The 23,010-nt window shown below is 64.8% G+C and carries 23 protein-coding genes and 1 pseudogene; 12 read left to right on the forward strand and 12 right to left on the reverse strand.

Annotated features, from left to right (window positions below; genetic code table 11):
- The first annotated feature begins 2 nt into the window (after positions 1-2).
- On the forward strand, positions 3-428 hold the full coding sequence (locus PD284_RS18970; protein WP_411956232.1) for a SufE family protein: 426 nt from the start codon (positions 3-5) through the stop codon (positions 426-428).
- 29 nt (positions 429-457) lie between these two features.
- On the opposite strand, the gene PD284_RS18975 is transcribed toward PD284_RS18970, so the two are convergent.
- The 3 genes from PD284_RS18975 to PD284_RS18985 form a co-directional block, all read right to left on the reverse strand.
- A complete protein-coding gene (locus tag PD284_RS18975) occupies positions 458-1,258 on the reverse strand; it encodes a DUF6456 domain-containing protein (RefSeq protein ID WP_274629704.1) in 801 nt (266 codons plus the stop codon).
- Positions 1,259-1,260: 2 nt separating this feature from the next.
- Positions 1,261-1,611 (reverse strand): helix-turn-helix domain-containing protein, encoded by a 351-nt coding sequence (locus PD284_RS18980; protein ID WP_274629705.1) that lies wholly within the window; start codon positions 1,609-1,611, stop codon positions 1,261-1,263.
- A gap of 664 nt (positions 1,612-2,275) precedes the next feature.
- A complete protein-coding gene (locus PD284_RS18985; RefSeq protein WP_274630697.1) occupies positions 2,276-2,707 on the reverse strand; it encodes a Ros/MucR family transcriptional regulator in 432 nt (143 codons plus the stop codon).
- 501 nt (positions 2,708-3,208) lie between these two features.
- Between PD284_RS18985 and msrB the strand changes: the two genes are divergently transcribed.
- Positions 3,209-3,616 (forward strand): peptide-methionine (R)-S-oxide reductase MsrB, encoded by a 408-nt coding sequence (msrB, locus tag PD284_RS18990; protein WP_274630698.1) that lies wholly within the window; start codon positions 3,209-3,211, stop codon positions 3,614-3,616.
- Positions 3,617-3,646: 30 nt separating this feature from the next.
- On the opposite strand, the gene PD284_RS18995 is transcribed toward msrB, so the two are convergent.
- A complete protein-coding gene (locus tag PD284_RS18995) occupies positions 3,647-4,015 on the reverse strand; it encodes an SH3 domain-containing protein (RefSeq protein ID WP_274629706.1) in 369 nt (122 codons plus the stop codon).
- 111 nt (positions 4,016-4,126) lie between these two features.
- Here PD284_RS18995 and PD284_RS19000 point away from each other — a divergent pair, with 111 nt between their 5' ends.
- Positions 4,127-6,235, forward strand: coding sequence for a S9 family peptidase (locus PD284_RS19000; RefSeq protein WP_274629707.1), 2,109 nt, complete (start codon positions 4,127-4,129; stop codon positions 6,233-6,235).
- A 13-nt stretch (positions 6,236-6,248) separates the two neighbouring features.
- On the opposite strand, the pseudogene PD284_RS19005 reads toward PD284_RS19000, so the two are convergent.
- Positions 6,249-6,598: pseudogene (locus tag PD284_RS19005) on the reverse strand (winged helix-turn-helix transcriptional regulator).
- A gap of 105 nt (positions 6,599-6,703) precedes the next feature.
- Between PD284_RS19005 and PD284_RS19010 the strand changes: the two are divergent.
- A complete protein-coding gene (locus PD284_RS19010) occupies positions 6,704-7,408 on the forward strand; it encodes a glutathione S-transferase family protein (protein ID WP_274629708.1) in 705 nt (234 codons plus the stop codon).
- Between the two features lie 43 nt (positions 7,409-7,451).
- On the opposite strand, the gene PD284_RS19015 is transcribed toward PD284_RS19010, so the two are convergent.
- The 4 genes from PD284_RS19015 to PD284_RS19030 form a co-directional block, all read right to left on the reverse strand.
- Entirely contained in the window at positions 7,452-8,378 is a 927-nt protein-coding gene (locus PD284_RS19015; protein WP_274629709.1) for a cytochrome c, read from the reverse strand.
- A gap of 12 nt (positions 8,379-8,390) precedes the next feature.
- Positions 8,391-8,828 carry a c-type cytochrome gene (locus PD284_RS19020; RefSeq protein WP_274629710.1) on the reverse strand — a complete coding sequence of 146 codons (438 nt, stop codon included), beginning with the start codon at positions 8,826-8,828 and terminating at the stop codon, positions 8,391-8,393.
- A gap of 151 nt (positions 8,829-8,979) precedes the next feature.
- Complete coding sequence (locus PD284_RS19025) at positions 8,980-9,579, reverse strand: superoxide dismutase (RefSeq protein ID WP_274629711.1); 600 nt, start codon at positions 9,577-9,579, stop codon at positions 8,980-8,982.
- 83 nt (positions 9,580-9,662) lie between these two features.
- Positions 9,663-10,541, reverse strand: a complete 879-nt coding sequence (locus tag PD284_RS19030; RefSeq protein WP_274629712.1) for a branched-chain amino acid aminotransferase — start codon at positions 10,539-10,541, stop codon at positions 9,663-9,665.
- Between the two features lie 255 nt (positions 10,542-10,796).
- On the opposite strand from PD284_RS19030, the gene PD284_RS19035 reads away from it, so the two are divergent.
- From PD284_RS19035 to PD284_RS19045, 3 genes are all read left to right on the forward strand, one after another.
- Positions 10,797-11,459 (forward strand): haloacid dehalogenase type II, encoded by a 663-nt coding sequence (locus tag PD284_RS19035; protein ID WP_274629713.1) that lies wholly within the window; start codon positions 10,797-10,799, stop codon positions 11,457-11,459.
- Positions 11,460-11,676: 217 nt separating this feature from the next.
- The gene (locus PD284_RS19040) at positions 11,677-12,462 is read left to right on the forward strand and encodes a L,D-transpeptidase (protein ID WP_274630699.1); all 786 of its coding nucleotides are present in this window, start codon (positions 11,677-11,679) and stop codon (positions 12,460-12,462) included.
- A gap of 295 nt (positions 12,463-12,757) precedes the next feature.
- Positions 12,758-13,678, forward strand: a complete 921-nt coding sequence (locus PD284_RS19045; protein WP_274630700.1) for a nucleotidyltransferase domain-containing protein — start codon at positions 12,758-12,760, stop codon at positions 13,676-13,678.
- 147 nt (positions 13,679-13,825) lie between these two features.
- Here PD284_RS19045 and PD284_RS19050 read toward each other — a convergent pair whose 3' ends face one another.
- Complete coding sequence (locus tag PD284_RS19050; RefSeq protein WP_274629714.1) at positions 13,826-15,415, reverse strand: helicase HerA-like C-terminal domain-containing protein; 1,590 nt, start codon at positions 15,413-15,415, stop codon at positions 13,826-13,828.
- A 168-nt stretch (positions 15,416-15,583) separates the two neighbouring features.
- On the opposite strand from PD284_RS19050, the gene PD284_RS19055 reads away from it, so the two are divergent.
- The 4 genes from PD284_RS19055 (at position 15,584) to PD284_RS19070 (ending at position 19,817) form a co-directional block, all read left to right on the forward strand.
- Positions 15,584-17,023: a methylmalonyl-CoA mutase family protein gene (locus PD284_RS19055; RefSeq protein ID WP_274629715.1), complete on the forward strand. Its 1,440-nt coding sequence runs from the start codon at positions 15,584-15,586 to the stop codon at positions 17,021-17,023.
- A complete protein-coding gene (scpA, locus tag PD284_RS19060) occupies positions 17,020-19,146 on the forward strand; it encodes a methylmalonyl-CoA mutase (RefSeq protein WP_274629716.1) in 2,127 nt (708 codons plus the stop codon). Before PD284_RS19055 ends, scpA begins: the two co-directional genes overlap by 4 nt.
- A gap of 66 nt (positions 19,147-19,212) precedes the next feature.
- Positions 19,213-19,434, forward strand: a complete 222-nt coding sequence (locus PD284_RS19065; protein ID WP_274629717.1) for an AbrB/MazE/SpoVT family DNA-binding domain-containing protein — start codon at positions 19,213-19,215, stop codon at positions 19,432-19,434.
- A complete protein-coding gene (locus PD284_RS19070) occupies positions 19,431-19,817 on the forward strand; it encodes a type II toxin-antitoxin system death-on-curing family toxin (RefSeq protein ID WP_274629718.1) in 387 nt (128 codons plus the stop codon). The genes PD284_RS19065 and PD284_RS19070 overlap by 4 nt, the downstream gene beginning before the upstream one ends.
- Before the next feature lie 4 nt (positions 19,818-19,821).
- Here PD284_RS19070 and greA read toward each other — a convergent pair whose 3' ends face one another.
- Positions 19,822-20,292, reverse strand: a complete 471-nt coding sequence (gene greA, locus PD284_RS19075) for a transcription elongation factor GreA (RefSeq protein WP_274630701.1) — start codon at positions 20,290-20,292, stop codon at positions 19,822-19,824.
- A 108-nt stretch (positions 20,293-20,400) separates the two neighbouring features.
- Between greA and PD284_RS19080 the strand changes: the two genes are divergently transcribed.
- Positions 20,401-21,780 carry a TIGR03808 family TAT-translocated repetitive protein gene (locus tag PD284_RS19080; protein ID WP_274629719.1) on the forward strand — a complete coding sequence of 460 codons (1,380 nt, stop codon included), beginning with the start codon at positions 20,401-20,403 and terminating at the stop codon, positions 21,778-21,780.
- 102 nt (positions 21,781-21,882) lie between these two features.
- Here PD284_RS19080 and PD284_RS19085 read toward each other — a convergent pair whose 3' ends face one another.
- Positions 21,883-22,887, reverse strand: a complete 1,005-nt coding sequence (locus PD284_RS19085; RefSeq protein WP_274629720.1) for an asparaginase — start codon at positions 22,885-22,887, stop codon at positions 21,883-21,885.
- Positions 22,888-23,010: the final 123 nt, after the last annotated feature.

A 23,010-nucleotide genomic window follows, 5' to 3' on the forward strand; every position in this document is an offset into this window, starting at 1 on the left:
TCATGCCTACGATCGAAGACATCCGAAACGATTTCGCCTTCCTCGACGACTGGGAGGACCGCTACCGCTATGTCATCGAGCTCGGGCAGGAGCTGCCGCCATATCCGGAAAGCGCGCGCAACGACAGCCACAAGGTGCGCGGCTGCGTAAGCCAGGTCTGGCTGAACACGAACCTCGGTGACGGCCACGACCCGAAGATCACCTTCCAGGGCGATTCCGACGCGCACATCGTGCGCGGACTGGTCGCCATTCTCCTCGCACTCTATTCGGGCCGACGCGCCAGCGAGATCGTCTCGACGGATGCCGAGATCACGCTGCGCGAGCTCGGACTTGACGAACACCTGACCCCCCAGCGTTCCAACGGCGTTCGCTCCATGGTCAAGCGCATGAAACACGACGCCCAGCTGGCGCTCGGCGCGGTCGCCTGAAGCCGCCCACGCCGACAATCGCCTGCCGCTCAGGTGAGGCTCGGCCGGTAATCCTCAGCACCCCAGTGCAAAATCTGCTCGGCGCGCCTTTTACCTGTGCACGGTTCGTAGTGGCGGCTGAGCGCGCCTAGAGCCGACTTCAACACGACCTTGGCCGACCGGGCTGGCCAGCCGCGCTCGACCTCGACCCGCTCCAGCCCCTTCAGGTAGCAGCAGATGTCGAGCAGCACCCCTGAGAGCTCCGGCCCGACTGCGCCGATCGCCTTCTCGACGCGCATGCGCGCGGCAAGCGCGGCGTCGGTAAGCTCGATCGTCCCGCCTCCCCCGCTCCTCCTCCCACTCGCGACCGAGGCTATCCAGTTTGCGCCGAGCCTCTGCATGATCTGTCCGCGCGTGTAATCCATCCGCAATCGCTCACCGGCATTCACCTCCCTCGTTTCAAGAAATGGCCGGCCGTCGCGCCCACGGCGGCGCGCCAGCTGCGCCAGCGGGGATTCCGACAGGTCAGCCAACGTCCGCTGACCGCCCTGGCGATCGTCTAGGGTGATCAGTGCGAGGTCGCCCATGCCCTCGGGCACCGCATCCTTCGTGCGCTGGCTCTCGGTGAGCGCTCGGCCTGCGACCGTCAGGGTGATGAATTCCCCTGCCCGCTCGACAAGGCCCATCCGCGACATCTCGCCGAGCAGCGCCCTGGATGCCGATATCGCGCCATCGGCCTCGTCCTGCAGCAGCATTCGCTGGCTGTCGGCGGCCGGCACGACCGCCACCTTCCTGCCGCGGATGAACCGCGCGACGCGCAGCGCGCTCTTGTGGTCTTCGCCTGACGTCATGCTCACCCGCCGATCCTGTTGCGCAGCGCGACCAGGGCGACGCGCTCGGTCTGCGCCACCAATTGGTCGAACTCCGCATCGTCGCGCATGTCCTCGACCGTATGGCAGGCCAGCTGCACGGTCTTGCGATCGCGGCCAAAGCCGCGTCCGACCTCTGTCATCGTGAGACCCAGCGCGACATGGGCGACATACATGGCCACCTGCCGCACGCGCGTCGTTGGCAGCCGCGAGCGGCCAGTTCGGCGGATGTCCTTGCTGGAGATGTTGAAGAGCGCCGCCGCGATGTCGATCATGCTCTCGCAGAGATCGAGGGAGATTTCCTCCTTACGCCTCAGTACATCCTCATCAGACACGAGCAGAAGGATCCGTACCCCTCGCCCGCAGTCGAACATTTTCTCCTCACCTTCCCGAACCGCCGACGCCGCCAAAGCCTGCTCCCGTGCCTAGGAAAGCATTCTTATATGCGGAACCAGGATCGATGGGAACAAAATGAGAACAAAAAGATCGCTTCCCTTAACGCAAGCCGTTGATTTGGTTATCGGAATAAATTTGCGAAGCGATTCTTTTGCCCATTTTTGTCCCCGCACGTGCGTTAGGCCGCATCATCCCGTGCCACGCAAATGCGTTCGTGCAGGGAGCAGAGAATGGAATCACTGGAGCAGGAGATTGCAGCCTTTCGGAGCAGGCTCACGAGGGAGACCGCGGTCGCGAATCAGCTGGCCGCCGTCCGGTTGGCTTGCGGCGTGGACATGCCAGACCCGAAAAACGCGGAGCGTGCAGACCTTGAGCGCACCATTGCGCGGATCTCCCGCGCGATCCAGCGGGAGCGCATGAAGGCGGCGCGCGCGCACTGGAGCTACGATCTCAACAGGCACATCGCGCTGAAGCAGGCGCTCGACGAGTTGCGCGGCGCATGGGCCGGAAATGATAAGGCTTCGGCCGTGGTCGGATCCGGAGCCTGCAAAAACACCAACGGCGCCCGCAGGCGCCGCCAAACAGGTGCGAGCGGCTCTGCGCTCAGCGTGCCGCGGCCTTACGCTTGCGTCCCAACCCCATCTTCTTCGCTAGCTGCGAGCGGGCTGCAGCGTAGCTCGGTGCGACCATCGGATAGCTCGGGTCGAGGCCCCACTTCTCACGATACTGGTCAGGCGTGAGGTTGTAGTGCGTCATCAGGTGACGCTTGAGCGATTTGAACTTCTTGCCGTCTTCAAGACAGACGATGTAATCGTCGTGAACCGAACGCTTCGGATTTACCGCGGGTTTCTGCTTCTCAGCGACCGGCTGCTCGGGTGTCCCACCGACGCGGCCGAGCGCCGCATGCACGTCCGCAATGAGGTTGGGCAGTTCCCCGATCGGTACCGGATTGTTGCTGACATACGCGGCGACCACATCTGCGGTCAGCTCGATCAGCATCTCCGAGTTTCTTCCCGATGGTTCTGACATATCCATTATCTTCAGGCCCCAATGTAAGAAAGTTTCAGTCGTACCCGTTTTTTCAGGGCTTTGGCGCGCGCCATATCGTTCATGCGTCCTGCGAATCGCGCTGCCGTCCACTAAATGGAGTGACCAGTACATCAAGTCAATTCGCAAACCCTGGATTCGAGCTGGTCTGGCAACGATTTCTGGCTTATTTTAACTATATTTCCGAATGGAGGCACCTTCTGTTGCTAGCGGAGACACTACAGGGCATCCGAACATGGCATAATTCGCCCAAAACACCCTTCAGTACATCCCTTTCGCAGTATCTCCGATCAAAATTTCGCGCGTTCCGCGCAAGCCCAAGATGACGCTGCGATCGATCCGCCGCGGCAGGCGTCGCAATTCATTACGACCGGAATGAAACTTTCCTGCCGCGGCATTGACGGGCAGGACTTTTGGCGAGGCAAGCCTTTTGCGGGCCTTGGCCGCCCCTACATATGCGCAGATGAAGAACCCGCAGGAGTGATGACGATGCAGGAGGACGAGAAGCCCAAGATGCGGAAATCCGATGCCGAATGGCGCAGCAAGCTTACACCTGAACAATATCGCATCACCCGCGAGCATGGCACCGAACGCGCCTTCACCGGACCGTACCTCAACAACAAGGAGGCCGGGACGTACCATTGCGTGTCCTGCGGCAAGCCGCTGTTTCGCTCCGAGACGAAGTACGATTCCGGTTCCGGGTGGCCGAGCTTCTACGAACCCGTCGACGGCACGGCGGTCTCCGAACACACGGACCGTTCGCACTTCATGACGCGCACCGAGGTGAAATGCGCCGATTGCGACGCGCATCTCGGCCACGTCTTCGGGGACGGCCCGCAGCCCACCGGGCTCCGCTACTGCATGAACGGAACGGCCCTCGACTTCGAGAAGGACTGAGCGATCCGAACGGACCCGCCCTGTGCCGGCTCAGTACGGCGCAATGTACCTGCCGTACACCCAGCCGGTCACGTGGTCGCCGTCCTGCTTAGGATCATGCCAGACCTCGCACCACTGGTAGCGCACCGCCTGGCGCTGCTTGGCCTCGGACAGATGCGCGATATCCAGAAGGTTGACCCCTCCCGTGCACTTGCCCGTCATCTGCAGCACCGTGCCGTTCGGATAGGCGGCCTGCTTCTGCGATCCGCTCGACGGATACTTGCGGACGTTGAGCGTGTCGCCCCAGGCGACGTTGGCAACCTCCCACGCGGCGAAGGTGGCGGCATTGGTTGCGCCGGCGTGGAGGGCGGCGCCCGAAGCCAGGGCCAGCACCATTCCAAGCTTGATCAGGTCAGTCATGCCCTTCTCCCAAAGTCATCAGTTGACGATATGCTTCGACTTTTGCACCAGCATGGTTGAATACCTGCTGATCCCGACATTCATCTCCCGTTAAGTGACCGGAAACCTGCCATGAAGACTTCCCCCCGCTTTGAAGCCCTGCCCGCACCCGGCGCAGACCGGCGCCCGGTCGCGGACGAGCACCACGGCATCCGGCGGACGGACGACTACGCGTGGCTGCGCGCCGACAACTGGCAGGAAGTCTTCCGGAACCCTGACGTACTGGCCGCCGACATCCGCTCGCACCTCGAAGCCGAGAATGCCTACCAGTCCGCGCTGATGTCCGACACGGAAGCCCTCCAGAAGCAACTCTTCCAGGAAATGAAGGGGCGCATCAAGGAGGACGACTCGTCCGTCCCGATGAAGGACGGCCCCTTCGCCTATGGCACGTCGTTCAAGACCGGCGGCGAGCAGCCCCGCTTCTTCCGCACACCGCGCGACGGCGGCGAGCAGGCGATCCTCCTCGATGGCGATGCCGAGGCCGAAGGCCATCCCTATTTCCGCATCGGCGGCGTCGATCACTCGGGCGACCATCGCAAGCTGCTCTGGGGTTTCGACGACAAGGGCTCCGAGTTTTTCACGCTGCGGGTCCGCGACCTCGCCACGGGTGAGGATGGCATGGACATCGTGCCGGACACCGGCGGCGACGGCGTCTGGACCGCAGCCAACGACGCGTTCGTCTACACCCGACTCGACGAGAACCACCGGCCCTCAAAAGTCTTCCTTCACCGCCTCGGCACGCCTTCCTCGGAGGACAAGCTGATCTACGAGGAAGCCGATCCCGGCTTCTTCATCAGCGTCGACGGCACCCGCGACAACAAGTGGATCATGATCTCGGTCCACGACCACCAGACGTCCGAATACCGCCTCATCCCGGCGGACGATCCACTGGCTGAGCCGCGGGTCGTCTCCCCGCGCCTCACCGAGCGTCAGTACGACCTCGAGGAAGGCGGCGACGTCTTCTTCATTCTGACCAACGCGGACGGCGCCAAGGATTTCAAGATCATGACCGCGCCTGTGTCGGATCCCGCGCCCGAAAACTGGACCGAACTCGTGCCCCACGAGCCGGGCCGTCTCATCCTGTCGGTGATGGGCTTCAAGGACTACATGGTCCGCCTCGAGCGCAAGGACGGCCTGCCGCGCATCATCGTGCGCGAGCGTGCGAGCGGTGCCGAGCACGCCATCTCCTTCGACGAGGAGGCGTTTTCGCTCGGCCTGTCGGGTTCGTACGAATACGACACCGACACGATCCGCTTCTCCTATTCGTCGATGACGACGCCGGCGCAGCTCTTCGACTACAACATGGGAACGCGCGAGCGCGCGCTCCTGAAGACGCAGGAGGTGCCGTCGGGCCACAACCCCGACGACTACGTCACGCGCCGCCTGATGGCTCCCGCCCCGGACGGCGAGCTGGTGCCGGTCTCCATCCTCTACCGCCGCGACACGCCGCTCGACGGCAGCGCACCCGCACTGCTCTACGGCTACGGTTCCTACGGCTCGTCGATACCGGCCTCGTTCAACACCAACATCCTGTCGCTGGCAGACCGCGGCTTCGTCTATGCCATCGCGCATGTCCGCGGCGGCAAGGACAAGGGCTACGCCTGGTACGAAGACGGCAAGCGCGCCAAGAAGATGAACACCTTCACCGACTTCATCGCCGCCGCGCGCCACCTCGTCGCCGAGGGTTTTAGCAGCCACGACCGCATCGTCGCGCAGGGCGGCTCGGCCGGCGGCATGCTCATGGGAGCCGTCGCCAACTTGGCCCCCGACGCGTTCGGCGCCATCATCGCGGAAGTCCCTTTCGTCGACGTGCTGACCACCATGCTCGACGCCTCGCTGCCGCTCACCCCGCCCGAGTGGCCGGAATGGGGCAACCCGATCGATTCGGCCGAGGACTATCGGACGATCGCGGCCTACTCGCCTTATGACAACGTCAGCGCGCAGGCCTATCCGCCGATCCTGGCGGTAGCGGGCCTGACCGACCCGCGCGTCACCTACTGGGAGCCGGCGAAGTGGGTGGCGAAACTGCGGGCAACCAAAACAGACGCCAATCCGGTTCTGTTCAAGATCAACATGAAGTCCGGCCACGCCGGCGCCTCAGGCCGCTTCTCGCGCCTCGAGGAAGTCGCCTTCAACTATGCCTTTGCGCTGAAGGTGGTGGGGAAAGCCGCCGCTTCCTGACAGCGCTTGGCGCTCACGCCGCCGGTCGTAGCGAGGCCGTCGGCGCCTCGCTTGGCGCGGCCCTCGTCTCCTCCCACCAGTCGCCCAGCGCATCGATCAGCGGCACCAGCGCCTGGCCCGCCGGCGTCAGGTCGTAGTCGACCCGCAGCGGGTAACCCGAATAGGCGGTGCGGGTGACGATACCGCCTCCAGCTTGCGCAGTTCCAGCGCGAGGATGCGATGCGACACCGTCGGATTGTCGCGGCGAAGATCGCTGAAGCGCTTCGTGCCCTCCTTCAGGTAGTAGATGAGCAGGGTGGGCCAGCGTCCGCTCAGGACCCGCATGACGTCCTCGATCGGACAGCTCGAGACGGTGTCCTTCATCCGGCGCTCCTGGTTACAAAATTGTTCGTAATTTACGTGGGGACAGCGGCCCACTAGATCAAGCTCAGCTGCGCAGCGTGATTTCAGACATCACGGAGCTATCTGATGGAACCTATCCTTGTTTACGGCTTCCCACTGGGGAGCTCGATGGGCCTTGTCGCCGCTTTCGAGCTCATGGGGCAGCCCTACCGGCTTTGCCGGGTCGACATGCTGCACGACATGAAGAACGAACGCTATGCACGGCTCAACGGTCGGCAGGAGACGCCAGCGCTCATCACCGAGGACGGGCGGGCGCTGACCGAGACGATGGCGATCATCCACTGGATCGAGCAGCGCGACGTCGAACGGCGTGTCAGCTTCGAGCCGGGATCCCCGGAAGCCGATCGCATGCACCAGCTTGCCGCCTTCGTGAACACCGGCTTCACCGGAGCGTTCAGTCCATTGTGGGTAGCCCTTGAAAGCGAAGGCGAGGAGCCGTCCTATCTCGACGCCCTTCGCCGCTATGGCCGCAGCGCCGTCAGGGAACGCCACCAGAAGCTGGAGGAAATGCTGCCCGAGAATGGCTTCCTCGTCGCAGACCGCGTGTCGCTTGCCGAGACGACCCTGATCGGCGTCGCCCGCTGGGCGGAGTTCCACGAAGCGGCCGACGCCGGCGCCTATCCCAGGCTTTCGGCGCTGCGGCAGCGCATTGAGGCGCTGCCGGCGGTCAGGTTCGCGGAAGCGCTGGAAAACGGCGACGTGCCGTCCGGCTCCGGCGCGTTGCGCGGGCACGTGGCGCTGGACGAGGTCATCGACCGCTTCGGCGCGTAGAACGGCGGCATCGAGGCTTCGCAAGTTCGCTGCTTGCGGAGCCTCAATACCCGTTCGGATGCGGCGGAACAGCCTTAAGGTAGGCGGCGATTGCCGCTCGGTCTTCCGCAGGCAGCTTCGCCATGTTGCGCTGTACTGCGGCCATCGTCCCGCCGACGGAATCGAAGTCCGGAAGGAAGCCGGTTTCCAGCATGTAGGCGATGTCGCTCTCCGACCAGTCGCCGATACCGCCCTCGCCCGGCGTGATGTTGGGCACCTTGCCTTCGCCCTCGGCAGCGACGGCGCCCGCGAGCCACCGGCTCTTGTCGCTCCCGCCGATGGCGTCGCGCGGCGTATGGCACTCGCCGCAATGGCCGGGGCCTTCGACGAGATAGCGGCCGCGCTTCACCGGTTCGGGCGCGGCATCATCGAGCGCGATCACCGCTTCGCTGCTCATATAGAGCCGCTTCCACAATCCGAGCCCGCGCCGGATATTGTAGGGGAAGCCGAGCTGATGGTTGGCCGCTTTCCCTTGCACCGGCGGCAGCGTCTTGATGAAGGCGTAGAGGTCGGCCACGTCGCCGATCTCCATCCTGGCGTAGGACGTGTAGGGAAACGCCGGATAGTAGTGCTCGCCGTCTGGAGAGACCCCCTTCAGCACCGCGTTGCCAAAGTCTTCCGCGCTCCACGCTCCAATTCCGTCGGCCGGATCGCTGGAGATGTTGGGGGCGACGAAAGTCCCGAACGGCGTCTTGAGCTCGACGCCGCCGGCCAGTTGCAACGCCGCGTCGCCCTCGGCCTTCGGCCGAGCATGGCAGGATGCGCAACCGGCTGCGTAGAAGACGCGCTCACCGCGCGCCGCGTCGCCGGTGTCCAGCGCGGCCGCCTCCTCTGCGCCGAGCTTCTCAGGCAGGGTCAGGAGCCAGAACGCGGCAAGACCGGCGCCGCAGAGCACGACTGCGGCGCCGGCGATTTTTCCGGCCGTCTTCATTCAGTGGGCGTCTCAGTCCTTCTTGATGCGGTAGACTTCATGACAGGCGCCGCACGTCTTGCCAATGGCGCCGACCTGCGCGCCCAGTGCCGCGACGTCCTGCGGATTGGCAGCCACTGCGTCGGCGACGGCCTTCTTCCAGGCGTCGGCCTTGGCCGTGAAATCGGCCATGTTCTCCCAGATCTTCGGCGAGGCTTCAGACTTGCCCGTCGCCGATCCCTCCGGGAAGAGTGCCGCGATGTCGAACTTCTGCGTGTCCGCTTCCAGCGTCGCCAGCGCATCCTTGGCGACCGCCGCATCGAAGGGCTTCTCACCCTTGGCCATTGCGGCCAGCGTGCCGATCGCCTTGCCGTTGGCCTTCATCAGCGCCTCCCGGTCCTCGATCGCGTCTGCAAACGCCACGCCGACGCCGAGCGCAAAAATCGCGCCCACGATTGCGAACTTCTTCATGAAACTTCCTCTCCGGTTGCAAAAAAGCTGCCTGGGGCTTGAACGACGACGCTGCCTGATTTCTTCCCCGTTGTCCCCTCGAGCCGGCACTATTTCGAAACAAAAAAGCCCCGGCGAACCGGGGCTTTCCAAAATCGTCGCAGTGACGCGATCAGGCGGCCTTCTCGTACATTTCCAGGACGTAGTCCCAGTTGATCAGGCTGTCGACAAAGGCCTCCAGATACTTCGGACGCGCGTTGCGGTAGTCGATGTAGTAGGAGTGCTCCCAGACGTCGACGCCGAGGATCGGCGATGCGCCGTGAACCAGCGGGTTCTCGCCGTTCGGGGTCTTGGAGATCTCCAGCTTGCCGTTCTTGACCGACAGCCAGGCCCAGCCGGAGCCGAACTGCGTCGTGCCGGCGGCGATGAAGTCGGCCTTGAACTTGTCGTAGCCGCCGAGATCGCTGTCGACCGCCTTCTGCAGCTTGGCCGGCAGCTTGTTGCCGCCGCCGCCCTTCTTCATCCACTTCCAGAAATGGATGTGGTTGTAGTGCTGGCCGGCATTGTTGAAGAGGCCTGCGTTCTTGCCGAAGGACTGCTTCACGATCTCTTCGAGCGAGAGGTTTTCCATGCCGGCCTCGGCAGCCAGCTTGTTGCCGTTGTCGACATAGGCCTTGTGGTGCTTGTCGTGGTGGTACTCCAGCGTCTCCTTGGACATGTAGGGCTGCAGCGCCTCGTAGTCGTAGGGCAACGGGGGCAGTTCGAAAGCCATGGAAATTACTCCTTCTCAAAAAAAAGAAATCGGGGCTGGTCCCACCCTAACATAGGGGCGGATCAGCAGGGGACAACGGTCCGCTAGGCCGACGCGCGTGCGTGCGCGAAATCCCAGTACAGGTCGCGCGCCTTTTTGGCGATAGGACCGGGCTGCAGGTTGCGATCCTCGATCCGGGTGACCGGCACCACCTTGGAGTGATTGCCCGTCGAGAAGATCTCGTCAGCCTCGAGGAAATCGCGCACGCAGAGCGTCTTTTCGGTCGTGCGGAAGCCGTAGTCCGCGAGCAGCGAGATAGTGCGCGCCCGCGTGATGCCGGAAAGGAAAGTGCCGTTCGCGGCAGGCGTATAGACCTGTCCGTCCTTGACGAGGAAGATGTTCGACGACGCCGTCTCGGCGACGTTGCCCAGCATGTCGAGCACCAGCGCATTGTCGAAGCCGCGCATGCGCGCATCGACGATGGCGCGGCCATTGTTGGGATAGAGGCATCCGGCCTTCGCGTTGGTCGGCATCGTCTCCAGCGTCGGCCGCCGGAACGGCGAAACCGTGAGCGACAGCCCGGTCGGCGGCAGCATCGGCGATTCGTAGAGGCACAGGCAGAACCTCGTCGATGCCGGATCGGCCGGGACGCCCATGTAGCCGCCATGCTCGGCCCAGTACATCGGGCGGATGTAGACCGCCGTCTTGCCGTCGAACCTCTTCAACCCGTCCCGTGTGAGCGCCACCATCTCGTCGGCGGCCATGGTCGGCTTGAGGCCGAGCGCGATGGCCGAGTTGTTGACGCGCTCGCAGTGACGGTCGAGGTCGGGCGCCACGCCTTCGAACCAGCGGGCGCCGTCGAAGACGCTCGAGCCGAGCCACATGGCATGGCTGCGCGGTCCCACGATGGCGACATTGCCCTCATGCCAGTCGCCGTCGACATAGGTCCAGGTTGCCGTCTGTGCGGGAGTGGTAAGGCTCATCGGATCTTCCGTTCTGACAAGGCTTCGATCGCGGGCTTATGGAAACTACTTTTGACGCCCGCCCGTCAACCGCCTCCCTGGAAGAATCGTTGGCGCAACGGCAACCTTCAGGCAGGCGGCGGGACACACCAAGCACCTCTCGCATGTGGCTGCGACGCCTGGCCCAAACCAAACGGCGGCATTGTGCCTCCCCTCCGCAGCTTGACCCCGCCAGTCCAATGCGCCGACAATGACCTCGCACCCCACGAGAGAAGAATGCGCCACGCTGCCTACGTCTTCGATGCCTATGGAACGCTGTTCGACGTACACGCGGCGGTCCGTCGGCACGCGGCCGAAGCCGGCCCGGACGGCAGTCTCTTATCGGACATCTGGCGCGCCAAGCAGCTCGAATACTCCTGGACGCGCACGCTCATGGGCGCCTATGCGGATTTCTGGCAGCTCACCGAGCAGGCGCTCGACTTTGCGCTGAAGAAGGTGCCGTCCGTCGATCCGAAGCTGCGACAGAAGCTCCTCGACGCCTATTGGCGCCTTGACTGCTATCCCGAGGTTCCCGCCGTCCTGAAGGCGCTCAAGGCCGAAGGCGCGCGCCTCGCCATCCTTTCCAACGGCTCGCCTGACATGCTGCGCTCTGCGGTGCAGACCAATGCTCTCGACCAGGTGCTCGACGACGTGTTCTCGGTCGATACGGTGCGCCGCTTCAAGACCGACCCGGCCGTCTACGACCTCGTGGCGACCAACTGGCGGCTCTATCCAGACGCGGTATCGTTCCAATCCTCGAACCGCTGGGACATCGCAGGCGCGACCAAATTCGGATTCCGCACCGTCTGGATCAACCGCAGCGACCAGCCGGACGAGTATCGGGATCTCCCGCCGGCGCTGATCCTGCCGTCGCTCGAAGGCCTTCTCGGCAGTGCCTGACGGATAGTCGGGGTCTCGTTTCCAGCAGTTTCCAGCGGAAGGCTTGCACTCTGTGTTGCGTTGCAGCAACACAGACAGGTCGGCCACACCTTCGCCTTTGTTTACCCACTCTTAGGCCGGAAATGGAACCGTGTATGCGCCGCGTCGCTTATGGGAGGACCATGCGGGCCGGCAACGCCCCGCACCGCAGACAGAGAGTACGGAATTGACGAATAACATGGCCCACCTCTCCCCCGCCCTCTCCCGACGTCGGCTTCTTGCCGGTGCGGCAGCCGCCGCCGCATCCGCGACGCTGGCCGCCTGCACCAGCACCCGCCAGCAGCCTCCCGTGGCGCAGGCGATCAGGCCGGAGATCGGCGGCAGCTACGCCATGATGTACGGGCCCGTCTCCGATAATGGCTACGACATTCCAGCCGTGCCGTTCGAGAAGATCGACCCGCAGTTCCTGAGACAAGTCGTCGACGATCCGACCGGCGAGATGCCAGGCACCATCGTGGTCGATACCTCCCAGCATTTCCTCTACCTCGTCCGGGAGGGCGGATACGCCATCCGCTACGGCGTCGGCCTCGGCCGCGCCGGCTTCGAATGGGCGGGCCGCGCCGAGATCCGCTGGAAGCAACGGTGGCCGAAGTGGACGCCGCCGGACGAGATGATCGCGCGCGATCCGAAGTTGGAAAAGTATAGCGTCCGCAACGGCGGCATGCCGCCCGGCCTCGAAAACCCCCTCGGCGCCCGCGCGCTCTACATCTTCCAGGGCAACGAGGACACACTCTATCGCGTCCACGGGTCGCCGGAATGGTGGTCGATCGGCAAGTCGGTCTCTTCCGGCTGCGTGCGCCTGATCAACCAGGACATCATCGACCTCTACGACCGAGTGCCGCAGCAGTCCCCGATCCTCGTCACCAGCGGCGTCGGCGCGCCCGTCGCCACCAGCCCACTGGACCAGGGCGTCCCCATCGACACCGGGGTGCCGGCCGGATCGGTGCTGCTCGGCAGGGCGTGAGTGAGACGGTTCCACCAGTTGGCCGCTTCTCCGTACTGTTGGACAACCGCATTTCCTGGTGCGGCGACGGTCGATCTTGAGCACCCGCCGGCAGTGGGGTTGCGCAACGATGCGATTGGTGATCCTCTGATTTTCAGCAATTCCGTCAGTTTCTTGGAAAATTGCTGAAATGGTGTTATTGCAAGAACTTAACGGCGACCAAAGCCGAGAATTGATCAATACGACGCAGCGTTTCTCCGCCTTCGTGGAGGCAAACAAGCGCGCGAATGGCTATCGTGGTTCGATGTCGTTCGTTATGCGAAGCGGCACAGAATACCTGTTGCGCGACTATTACGATCCGAGATCTGGCGTCCGGCGCCAGAAGTCGCTGGGCCGCCGGGACACGACGACGGAGCAGACCTTTCACGCCTTCACGCAAGGCAAGACCGAGGCCGCCGAGCGCAGACGCGCGGCTGTAGAGACGCTCCAGCGACAGGCCGCGGTCAACAGGGCACTACGGCTGGGACGCGTACCGGAAATTGGGGCCAGGATCGTCCGCGCGTTGGACGAAGCCGGCTTGTTGGGGCACGGCATCAAGATCGTCGGAACCAACGCGCTTTTTGCCTATGAAGCAGTTGCGGGTGTGCATTTCGCCTCCGAACTGATGACCACCGAAGACATCGACATGCTCTTCGATGCGCGCGCGCGCATCAGACTGGCAATGAACGAAAATGTTGAGGAAAGGACGTTGCTCGGCGTGCTGCGCAAGGTCGACAAATCCTTTGCGCGAACGTCAAGAACTTTCCAGGCGGCGAATGCGGGCGGCTATCTCGTTGACCTGATCAAACCTGAGCGAAATCCGCCTTGGACTGTCGAAGCCAAGTCGATATCCGGAGATCAGTCCGACCTCGAAGCGTCGCCGATCGGCGGCCTCGTATGGCATGAGAGCGCGCAGCCTTTCGAGGCGGTGGCCATCGACGCACGCGGGTTTCCGCTGCGCCTGGTGGTCCCGGACCCCCGCGCTTTTGCAGTCCACAAATTGTGGCTCTCGGAACAGCCCGACCGCAATCCAGCCAAGCGAAGGCGAGATAGGCAACAGGCCGAAATGGTCGCACAGGTCACCGCGCGATACCTGCAGCATCTGCCTTTTGAGACTACCGCCCTGAAGAGCTTTCCAAGGGCCATCGTCGAGCGCGCCAAGCCGCTATTCGAGGCCGCACCGCGCGAAATCGTCTAGTCGGCCCCCCGAAGGATGTCGTTCACTGCGTAGCGGCCGTCGCGGCTGCCCGGGCGCGGTAGCGTTTCCACTGCCGTGCCAGGGATCCTAGCGCGGCAGTGGAAAACGCACAAAATCCAGATACTTAGCGGACGCAGCCCAGCTGCCTCAGAGCCCCTTCTTGAGGCTTCCCAATATCCCACGCACCAGGGCGCGGCCGAGCGACGAACCGACCGAGCGCACCACCGACTTGATGGCCGCCTCCGCCACCGTCTGGCGGCCGGAACTGCGGGGTGCACGGTAGCTGTCGTCGCGCCGCCGGCCGTTGCCCGTGCGCGCGTATCCGTCATCGCGCTGCGTGCCGCTATTGCCGAAATCGGGCAGTGTCCAGCGTGAACCGTCGCCGCCCTGCCGGACGTCGCGGTCCTGGGTCCCCCGCTCCGACTGCTGCGCCTGCTGGGCTCTCTTCTGCAGCATCTCAAAGGCGGAGTCGCGATCGACGGTCTGGTCGTACTGCCCGGCGACCGGGCTCTCGTTGATCAGCTTCAGCCGCTCCTGCTCGGTGATGGGACCGAGGCGAGATGCCGGCGGGCGGATGAGCGTCCGCTGCACCATGCCCGGCACGCCCTTCTCCTGCAGTGTCGACACCAGCGCCTCGCCGGTGCCGAGTTGCGTGATCGCGGACGCGCAATCGAAATCGGGGTTCGGCCTGAACGTGTCGGCGGCAGTCCTCACCGCCTTCTGCTCGCGCGGCGTATAGGCGCGCAGCGCATGCTGGATGCGATTGCCGAGCTGCGCCAGCACGGTTTCGGGAATATCGAGCGGATTCTGCGTCACGAAATAGACGCCGACGCCCTTGGACCGGATCAGCCGGACGACCTGCTCGACCCGCTCCACCAGCGCGCGCGGCGCGTCGTTGAAGAGCAGATGCGCCTCGTCGAAGAAGAACACCAGCCGCGGCCGGTCTGGGTCGCCGACCTCCGGCAGTTCCTCGAACAGCTCCGACATCAGCCAGAGCAGGAAAGTCGCGTAGAGCCGCGGGTTCATCATCAGCTTGTCGGCGGCCAGCACGTTAATGGCGCCGCGCCCGTCGCGCGTGGTGCGCATGATGTCGGCGATCTTCAGCGCCGGCTCGCCGAAGAAGTTCGCCGCCCCCTGCTGCTCGAGCACAAGCAGCGTGCGCTGGATGGCGCCGACCGATGGCTTGGTCACGTTTCCGTAGCGGGCTGCGATCTCGTCGGCGCGCTCGGCGATGTTGGCGAGCAGGGCCTGCAGGTCCTTCAGGTCGAGGAGCAGCAGCCCCTCCTCGTCGGCGATGCGGAAGGCGATGTTCATGATGCCTTCCTGCGCCTCGGAAAGGTTCATCAGGCGCGAAAGGAGCAGCGGGCCCATCTCGGAGATGGTGGCCCGGATCGGATGTCCCTGCTTGCCGAACAGGTCCCAGAAGATGACCGGGAATTCCTGGAAGTCGTACGGCTCGAGCTTGATCGTCTCGGCGCGCTTGAGCAGGAAATCCTGCGCGGTGCCCATCATGGCGACGCCCGAGAGGTCGCCCTTGATGTCGGCGCAGAAGACCGGCACGCCGGCGTTCGAAAAGCCTTCCGCCAGGATCTGCAGCGTCACGGTCTTGCCGGTGCCGGTCGCCCCGGTCACAAGTCCGTGACGATTGCCGTACTTCAGCAAGAGGTCCTCAGGCTGCTGGTAGCTGTCGTCCGGCTTGCGGCTGGCGCCGATGAAGATGCTGTTGTCCTGCGCCATGCGGCCCTCTCGCTGATCTGTGCGTCGCGGTGCGAGCGACTTGTATAGTCGACGCCACAGAGACCCGACAATGCCTCCTTCGCAGCCATTGTCGTTGCGGCATCCGTTTGGTCATCCTACACTCATCACGTAGTGTGTTCAGCGCGTATCCGAGTGTGAGGAGGAGTCATGGATGTCGGTCCGGAAAGCGGCGGACCGGAGTTTCCGCCTTTCAAGCGCGACCAGTGGGCTGCGCTCGCCGAGAAGGCACTGCGCGGAGCCTCCGTCGAAGAGGCACTGACGTCGCACACGGATGACGGTATCCCCGTCTCCGCCATCTCCGAGCGCGTCGTCGCAACGCCGATTGCCACCTCGCACCAGTCGTCACGCTGGACGATCGTGCAGCGCGTCGATGACCCCGATGTGGAGCGCGCCCGGGCGCAGGTCCGCGACGACGTCGAACAGGGCGCGACCGGCCTCGCCCTGGTGTTTGAGGGTGCGCCCAATGCGTTCGGCTTCGGGCTGCCTGCAACGCCCAAGGCGCTGGACACGGTGCTGGGCGACATACCGCCCGGCCGCGTCCACCTGCGCATCGACGCGCACCCGCACAGCCGCACCACTGCCGAGATGCTCGTCGCGCTGCTCGGCCGCAAGCGCGCCGACATGGAAAAGCTCAGCCTGTCCTTCGGCATCGACCCGGCCGCCATATTCGCCGGCACCGGCGGCCTGCGCATGTCCATCGAGGCGCTGCAGGCCTCGATGCCCCAGTCGCTCGGACACTTCTTCGCGCTCGGCGCACCCGGCATTCTCCTGGAGGCGGACGGACGCGTCTACCACAGTGCCGGCGCAACCGAGGCGCAGGAACTCGGCGTGATGATCGCGTCCGCGGTCCTCTACCTGCGGATGTTCTCCGAGGCGCGCCAGCCGCTCGTCTATGCCGTCCCGCACATCGGCTTCTCGCTCGCCGTAGATCAGGACCAGTTCCTGTCCATGGCCAAGATCCGGGCGTTGAGGAGGCTCTGGACAAAAGTGCAGGAAAGCTGCGGGTTGGAGCCGACCGTGGCCGCGGTTCACGCCGAGACCTCCTACCGGATGATGACGGCGCGCGATCCCGAAACCAACATCCTGCGCACCACCATCGCCGCCTTCGCCGCGGCCACCGGCGGCGCGGACACCATCTCGATCCTGCCGCACACCATCGCCAAGGGATTGCCCGACGGGTTTGCGCGACGGATCGCACGCAACACACAGATCGTGATGGCGGACGAAAGCCATGTCGGCTTCGTCGCCGATCCCGCTGCCGGTTCGGGAGCGGTTGAAGCCCTCACCGAAAGCCTGTGCGGGGCCGCATGGAAGGAGTTCCAGGCAATCGAGGCCGAAGGCGGCGTTCTGAAGAGCCTGACCGAGGGCCGCATCCAGAAGCGTGTCGTCCAGGCCCGCCAGGCGCGCGCCGCCGCCTTTGGCTCGGACGGGCGCGCAATCGTGGGCACGACCGTCTTTGCATTGAAGAAGGAGCGCCTCGCGCCGACATTGTCGGCCAAGCGCAGATCGGTCGCCGTGGAGACTGCCGTGACATGCGAGCCCTTGCTGCCGGTCCGTCTCGACGAACTGGTCGGAGCCCAACCGTGACGCCGGATTTCACGAAGATCGCCTGGTCGACGCCCGCTTCCGTGCCGCGCGCGCTGAACCGAGCGGCTTGGCAGACGCCGGAGGGCATCGCCGTCCGGCAGGCCTATGGCGACGCCGACTTGCGCGGGCTGCCCTACCTCGATACCTGGCCGGGTCTGGCGCCCTACATCCGCGGCCCCTATCCGACCATGTACGTCCAGCAGCCCTGGACGATCCGTCAGTATGCCGGCTTCTCGACGGCGGAGGAATCCAACGCCTTCTATCGCCGCAATCTCGCGGCGGGGCAGAAGGGCCTTTCGATCGCCTTCGACCTCGCCACGCACCGCGGCTATGACAGCGACCACCCGCGCGTGGCGGGCGACGTCGGCATGGCAGGCGTCGCGATCGATTCCATCCTCGACATGCGCCAGCTCTTCGACGGCATCCCGCTGGACCAGATGACCGTGTCGATGACCATGAACGGCGCCGTTCTGCCCATCATGGCGCTCTACATCGTCGCGGGCGAGGAGCAGGGCGTCGCGCAGAAAGATCTCGCTGGGACGATCCAGAACGACATCCTCAAGGAGTTCATGGTCCGCAACACCTACATCTATCCGCCGAAACCCTCGATGCGGATCGTGTCGGACATCATCGCCTACACGGCGAAGCACATGCCGAAGTTCAACTCCATTTCGATCTCCGGCTATCATATCCAGGAAGCGGGTGCGACCGTCGACCTGGAGCTCGCCTACACCATCGCCGACGGCATCGAGTATGCCCGCGCCGGCGTGGCCGCCGGGCTCGACATCGACAAATTCGCCCCGCGTCTCTCCTTCTTCTGGAACGCCGGGATGAATTTTTTCATGGAGGTGGCGAAACAGCGGGCGGCCCGCATGATCTGGGCGCAGCTTATGCAGAAGAATTTTCAGCCCAAGGATCCCCGCTCGCTCGCGTTGCGCGCCCACACGCAGACGTCCGGCTGGTCGCTGACCGCGCAGGACCCCTACAACAATATCGTGCGCACCATGATCGAGGCGATGGCGGCGACGCAGGGCCATACGCAGTCGCTGCACACCAACGCCTTCGACGAGGCGCTGGCGCTGCCCACCGACCACTCGGCGCGCATCGCCCGCAACACCCAGCTTATCCTGCAGAAAGAATCCGGCACGACGCGGGTGATCGACCCCTGGGGCGGTTCCGCCTTCGTCGAGCGGCTCACCCACGACCTCGCGGCCCGCGCGATGCAGCACATCGAGGAGGTCGAGGGCCTCGGCGGCATGGCTGCAGCGATCGAGAAGGGCATTCCGAAGATGCACATCGAGGAGGCTGCCGCCCGCACCCAGGCCCGCATCGATTCCGGCGAACAGGTGCTCGTCGGCGTCAACGGCTACAAGCCGGAACGAGATATCGAGGTGGACGTGCTGAAGGTCGACAACGCCACCGTGCGCGCCCGGCAACTGTCGAAGCTCCAGCAGCTCAAGGGCACGCGCGACGTCGGCGCTGTCGAAAGCGCGCTCGACGCCCTGCACAAGGCGGCCGAGGGCAAAGGCAACCTGCTCGAATTCGCTGTCCGCGCCGCCCGCGCCAATGCAACGGTCGGCGAGATTTCGCTGGCGCTGGAGAAGGCCTTCGGGCGACACGTGGCCTCCGTTCGGACCATCTCGGGCGTCTATCGCAAGGCACTGGGCGAGAACCCGACCGTCGAGGGGGTGCAAGAGAAGGTCGAGCTGTTCCGCAAGAAGACGGGCGCGAAGCCGTGCATCCTCGTCGCCAAGATGGGCCAGGACGGGCATGATCGCGGCCAGAAGGTGATCGCGACCGCATTCGCCGATCTCGGCTTCGACGTGATCGTCGGCGCCATGTTCCAGACGCCCGAGGAGGTCGCCAGGCTCGCGCTGGACCACGGGGTCCACGTCGTCGGCGCCTCGTCGCTGGCGGCCGGCCACCTGACGCTGATCCCGGAACTGAGGGAGGCGCTGGACAAGCACGGCCGCGAGGACATCTTGATCGTCGCCGGGGGCGTCATCCCGCCCGATGACTTCGACGCGGTGAGGGCGGCCGGCGCGGCGGAGATATTTCCGCCCGGAACCGTCATCCCGGAGGCGGCAGAGCGGTTACTGGAGGGCTTGTTACAACGCACGTAATAACAAAGATTGCTGCCGGGTCGTCAACATGTTATACGGAAAGTTATAACATGCCGGAGAGCAGCCATGAACGTCACCGTGCGCAAGATCGGGAATTCCGAGGGCGTCATCCTACCGAAGGACGTGCTGGAGCGGATGAATGTAAAGGCGGGCGACCAACTGCAGGTGGTCGACACCGGCAAGGGCATCGCTCTTGAGCCGGTGGACGACGATTTCGAGCGGCAGATGGAGGCCGCCCGGAAGGTAATGGACACGTATAAGGTCGCTCTTCAGAAGCTCGCGGAATGAGCTGGGAGTTTCTGTCCCGCCGCACGGTCGAGGCGATGCACGTGGGGCAGGTGCGCCGTCATGGAGGCGCGGCCGGCCTTCGGGACGAAAATGCCTTGGAGCATGCGCTCGCCCGCGCCGAGAACAAGGCCGTGTACGGTGAGCCGGACGTCTATGAACTCGCTGCCGCCTACGTTATCGGCATAGCGCGAAATCACGCCTTCGTGGACGGAAAAAAGCGGACGGCCATCGTCGTCGCCGGCGCCTTCCTCGTGATCAACGGCCACATGCTCACTGCTGATCAGGGCACGCTCTATGAATTCGTGATGTGTGTCGCCCGGGGCAAAATCGACGAAGCCGGGGCCGCATCCTTCTTTCGTGATTACACGGAGCGCCGCGGCTGAGGCATCACACCCTCAGCCCGACGATCTCCCACTCCTTCCCGTTTACCGCGGCAACGTCGCCGACGCCCTTGCCGAAGAGTGCGAGAGCCATGGGAGACACATGGGAGATCTTGCCCTTTGCCGCGTCGGCTTCGTCCTCGCCGACGATCGTCCAGACCTGTCGCTTCCCGTCCCCGTTCTCGAGCTCGACGGTCATGCCAAAACGGACGACCTTGCTGTCCCGTTCCGGGACAGACACCTCCGCCGTCTCGCGGCGGGACGACCAATAGCGCAGATCGCGTGAGACGAGCGCGATGCGTTCGCGATTGGTCTCCCGTTCGGCCTTGGCGAACTCCTCGCGCAGCCGAGCGACTTCGGCATCTATCGTAGCGAGCCCGGCTTCGGTGACCAGATTGCGATGCTGGCTGACAGGACGTTCGCCGATGTCGGCGATGGCGGCGTCAGTATCTTCTTCCTTCGTGAAGGCGCGGCTCATGTCGGGAATGTAAGCCTTAGCCGGCATTACACAAGCGATTTCGGCGGCGTCCGCCCGGCGAATGGCACGCTTCATGCTCAAGGGAAGACAAGACTTGAACATGTGCCAATGTTGAACAGACGCAAACTGATCGCCTCGCTTGCCGCGGTTCCCGCGCTGGGCTTCGCCGTGCCTGCAATCGCCGCGCCCCGCCAACCCGGAATGCAGCTTGCCTCGATGCGCGGATCGATCGACGCGATGGAGTTCGGCGTGCGTCCGGGCGCGGCCGACGACCAGAGCCGCGCGTTCGAGCGCATGCTGCAAAGCTCATCCGACACCGACACGCCCGTCTTCCTGCCGGCCGGCCTCTACGTGGTCTCCAACCTCACCCTTCCCCCGCGGGTGCGCCTGTCCGGCGTGCCTGGAGCCAGCCGCATCGTCTACCGGGGCGACGGCCACCTCTTCCTTGCCGACCGCGCCGAGCGCGTCGAACTCAGGGGCCTGGTCATCGACGGTGGCAATCGCTGGCTGGCGGACCATGCCCAGGGCCTCGTCGATCTGCGCAATGTCGACCGCCTCACGATCGACGAATGCGAGATCCTGGGCTCGGCGCGAAACGGCGTGGCGCTGGAGCGCACTAGCGGCCGGATCGAGCGCTCCACGATCTCCGGGGCTGCCGATGCAGCCATCTACGCCGTCGAAAGCCGCGGGCTCGCGATCGACGGCAACAGCATCCGCGACTGCGCCAATGGCGGCATCCTGGTCCATCGCTGGCAGGCGGCCGACGACGGCGCCCTCATCAGCGGCAACCGCATCGAACGGATCGCCGCCCGCAACGGCGGTACCGGCCAGTTCGGCAACGGCATCAACATTTTCCGCGCCAATGGCGTCATCGTGTCCGGAAACTCGGTCACCGACTGCGCATTCTCGGCAATCCGCGCCAACAGCGCCAGCAACCTGCAGGTACAAGGCAATACCTGCCTGCGGTCGGGCGAGACGGCGATCTACGCCGAGTTCGCCTTCGAAGGAGCCGTCATCGCCGGCAACATCGTCGACGGGGCCGCCAACGGCATCTCGATCGTCAATTCCAACGAAGGCGGCCGCATGGCGACCTGCTCGGGCAACATCGTGCGCAACCTTTCCGTGACGGGGCCCTACCCGGCCGATGCCCCCGGCTTCGGCGTCGGCATCAGCGCCGAGGCGGACACTTCCGTCACCGGAAACGTGATCGAGGGCGCGCCCCGCTACGGCATGTCGATCGGCTGGGGACCGTTCATGCGCAACGTGGTCGCGACGGGGAACTTCGTCCGCGGCTCGGGCACAGGCATCGCCGTGTCGGTCGTGCAGGGCGTCGGGTCCGCCGTCCTCACCGACAACATCTTTGACGATACGCCCAACGGCGCGATCGTCGGTCACGAATGGGCAAGGGCTGTGACCGGCGATCTCGCGCTGGAGGGCGCTTCCGGCCACAGCAACCTCACGGTCGATCGCAATCGCGTGACGTCGTGAGGGGAAGAGGCCGGGGGGCGGCGCAGGGGACAGTGTGAGATTTCCGTGTTCAGACGCGACCTTCGAGAGCCGCGCGGACGGAAAACCTGCTGTCTCCTGCGCTCACATCAAAACGTCCGACGGGCGGAGCGACCCGACCTCGATGCCGTTCCAGTTGCTGAGCGTCGGGCTGGCGAGTTGGCGCAGGCGCTCCGCCAGGGCGGCGTCGCCTGAAAGCAGCTTCGCGAGCACCGTTGCGACCGCAACCTCCGCCGCCCGTCCTGCGCCGTCGTCGCACTTCAGCGCAATCCCGAGACCGAGTTCCGGCAGCGCGGCGCAATAGACCCCCTCGGCCCCTGTCTTGACGAAGATGCGCCCTGGCGCCGCCTGCATCAGGCGCGTGTCCATGCGGCCCGAACCCGACGTGTAGAAAGGGTGCGCCATGCAGGCCGCCAGCAGGCGGCGTGCAGCCTTGGCCCGCTCGACGCCGAGGCCCCGGCCCGTCGCCATCCTGGCGAACCCATGCGCCAGCCGTGACAGCGGAACTGCATAGGTCGGGATGGAGCACCCGTCCGTGCCGCGGTTGGCTTCGCCGTGCGGGGCGCCGGTGACCTCTTCCATCGCCACGCGCACATTCTCCTGCAGCCAGTGATCCGGCCGGATGTAGCCGCGGGGATCGACCTGCGCATGGCAGCAGGTGCAGATGAAGCCGGCGTGCTTGCCGGAGCAATTGTTGTGGAGCGCGAGCGGATTTCGCCCATCCCGCGCCAGCGTGACCATGGCGTCCTGGTCGCTCGGCCAGTGCGCGCCGCATTCCAGCGCGGCATTGTCCAGACTGACCTTGCCGAGCATCCCGCGCGCCAACTCGGCGTGTTCTGGCTCGCCGGAGTGGGAAGCGCAGGCGAGCGCAAGCTCGCGGTCGTCGAAGCCCAACGCGTCGGCTGCGCCGCTCTCCACAAGCGGCAGCGCCTGGATCGCCTTCACCGCCGATCGGGGAAAGACCGGCATCTCGATCTCGCCGATCGCAAGCACAAGCTTGCCGTCCGCATCGCACACGGCAACCGCGCCACGGTGCCGGCTCTCGACCATGCCGCCACGCGTGACTTCGACGAGAACCGGATCCGTCATGCCTGCACCCGCAACTGCTTCCGCCGACTTTCCCGAGGCGTATCGCGCGAGGGCGGACAACGCAAAGAAAATCGTCTGGTCCTGGCCGGGGAGCCTGAGGGGCTGAGGAATTAAGAGCCTAAG

The organism is Mesorhizobium shangrilense, assembly GCF_028826155.1.
Taxonomy (GTDB): domain Bacteria; phylum Pseudomonadota; class Alphaproteobacteria; order Rhizobiales; family Rhizobiaceae; genus Arvimicrobium; species Arvimicrobium flavum.